Genomic DNA, 2,502 nt, shown 5'->3' with positions numbered 1-2,502 from the left:
TTTACTCGCCAAAATAATACTCAAAACATAAATTTACAATTGCCACCAAGCCAAATGCCACTGCATAGTTCGTATTTCCTGATTTATGAAGCATAAAAGTTGCTACCATAAACAATACAAACTCAAAAGCAATTCTATACTCTAAGCTCAGTCGATTGGCAGATTTAGGAGCAGCAAAATAACCCCAAAGTATAACTATAACAGCAATAAGTAGAAAAGCAATTCCATATTTTGACCATAAGCCTTTTCCTTGTAAATACCCCCAACGGCCCACGGCAGCCAGCATGCCCAATTCGAGCAAAAAAGCAGTAACTTGATTGATAATCTTTATGAATTGCATCGTTTTGTGATATATTTATTTAAATCATTCATGAGTTATTGCTGTGTTCGAGCAAATTTTACTTGATTTTTCAAGGTATTTACTGCCGAATTCCAAGTAGCTTCTGATGTGGCTTTTTTATTAAATTCATTCGTGATACCTGAGTTATGAAAAGCGTCAGCTTCTTTAATAAATGGCTCAATTTGCTTTGCCCAAATATCCATTTGTTTAATGGTTTTTTCATCGGTTAAGATATTTTGCTGCAAATGTTTTTTCAAATCAGCATATTCAGTTTTGAAGCCTGCCCATGCGGCAGTAAGTTTATCGCAAGCTGCTGAACGTTGACTAAAAGCAGGATTACCTAAATTTATCAATGCACAATTATTTGAAATTTCGCCCCATTTATCTGCTATTGGTGTAATATTGTTGGTATTTCTGATAATATGCTCAAAAGCCCCATCCAAATCCCACGGAATTAGGTGTATTTTTCGGTTCTTTTTGTCTTCAAACCAATAGTAGTTATGGTTGTAGCACGAAGGTATATCATTGCAATACCAATGAAAAGGGCCATCATCGTGGCGAATTAATCTATCTACAACTGCGTACGAAATTATTTGATTAACGTCCATGTATTTCCTAACCAAATCCTTTGCGTTGGTAGTGTTTGATGCCGCAAAAGCATTGCCAAATTCTTTGAAAAAACTCACATCGGGTTTTTCTTCGTTGGTTTTTAGGGCATCAATAAATGCTTTATCAGTTTGAACTTCACCCGTTGGTTTGAGTGGCCATACTTCTTTGTAAATATCGCCTTTTCCGTTTTTATAGAAATATTCAGCAAAACGATTGTCGATTTCTTCTGTAAGCCCAAAAAGCCCCCAAAGTTGTCCATTGACCACTACTCGTGCATGCACCGAACGTGGAGCAGGCACGCCCATTTGGGCAAAAAGCCAATAGCCCAAACGCTCCCGAAGCTGCGATTTATCGTAATTTTGACTATGAAATTGTAGTTTGTTTAAATCATAAAAACGCTCTTTACGGTCTTGCCAATTAATTTTTACTTGCATACTCAGTTTCACGCAAGTTTTATAACCCGAAGGCTTCGACCAATCTGTACCCGACAAACAATTCAAATACGCTCCAACCGAACCTTTGTAACGAATACCTACTGGACTAATCGTGTCACCTTCAAAAACCAAAGCAGCCTCTACGTATTCTTCTTTGACAGGGTCGGCGTTTAGTTTTGATAAATCGGCCTCTCTCAAAATCAACTGATACGTCTTTACTTCCTCTTGATTATAGACATAATCAGAATTTTTGGCGAGATATTTTTCCGTGCCTTTGGGTGTTATTTTCGGAACAACTTCCTTCACAATTGGTGTTGGCGAATTATCCTCTAATTTTTCTTTCGAGCAGGAAACGATAATTAAAAACCCTGCAATTGACAGAAAAAAGAGTTTGGTAAGTGTTGAAATTTTCATGGCGAATCTTTACGAATGAAAACAGTTTGGTTTTTTGTGTGGTTTTTGAGGGAGACGTAAGCTTTTACACCTACGTCTCCGATTGTATTTATGGCAATTTAAAATTCCATTTTGAATTATCGCTATTGAAATCAAATTTTCCTAACGTGGGCGTACTATCTCCCGATGAAATCAAAGCTAGTTTTTCGTTAGAATTTGGTACAACTTTAGGCATAATTCGGAAAGTGCCATCAATCAGTTGGTCGATTCTCCATAGTTGTTCTGCAGCACCTGTAAACTTCGGAACGGTAACTAGTTCGGCGTTGGCCGTGGCTGCCAAAGCACGCTCAGTGCCAGCAATTACGATTTTATAGTAGTGTCCACCTGGGTAACCGCCGCCTTCAGGTACAGCCGTAATTGTCCATTTTTGGTGTGGTCTGGCTATGTAGTCGCCTGCTCTTACACCAATTTCACCAATAGGCCATTTTTCTATTACATCTTTGAGCTCTTGCGATGCCACAGGTTTAATTGGTTCGTTCGGGTCACGTGGGCCACGGAAACCTCCCGCCATTCGAGTAAAATCTACGATAAGTTCAAGGCCATAGCCACGACGTTCCGATTCTATCTGATAAGTGCCTTCTTTGAAAAGCTCACCACCAACTGGCCAGCCGTTTTTCCAAAGTAACGGACGAATCGCCAACACACTGCGACCACTTTGGTCTAAGT

General features: G+C 39.2%; 3 protein-coding genes. All 3 read right to left on the bottom strand.

Annotation, left to right across the window (positions count from 1 at the left end):
• Position 1: 1 nt before the first annotated feature.
• On the bottom strand, positions 2–340 hold the full coding sequence (locus tag ACOVO2_RS16420; protein WP_421771021.1) for a YrdB family protein: 339 nt from the start codon (positions 338–340) through the stop codon (positions 2–4).
• A 35-nt stretch (positions 341–375) separates the two neighbouring features.
• Positions 376–1,797, bottom strand: a complete 1,422-nt coding sequence (locus tag ACOVO2_RS16415; RefSeq protein WP_421771020.1) for a CotH kinase family protein — start codon at positions 1,795–1,797, stop codon at positions 376–378.
• 88 nt (positions 1,798–1,885) lie between these two features.
• A partial coding sequence (locus ACOVO2_RS16410) for an RICIN domain-containing protein (RefSeq protein ID WP_421771019.1) occupies positions 1,886–2,502 on the bottom strand: 617 nt, incomplete at its 5' end.

Source organism: Emticicia sp., from assembly GCF_049241225.1.
Classification (GTDB): domain Bacteria; phylum Bacteroidota; class Bacteroidia; order Cytophagales; family Spirosomataceae; genus Emticicia.
This window is presented reverse-complemented; position numbering and strand designations above follow the sequence as displayed.

What these genes read in the sequence shown, in the direction of transcription:
- ACOVO2_RS16415 (WP_421771020.1), bottom strand. Translation starts at nt 1,797, where the DNA reads ATGAAAATTTCAACACTTACCAAACTCTTTTTTCTGTCAATTGCAGGG.
- ACOVO2_RS16420 (WP_421771021.1), bottom strand. Translation starts at nt 340, where the DNA reads ATGCAATTCATAAAGATTATCAATCAAGTTACTGCTTTTTTGCTCGAA.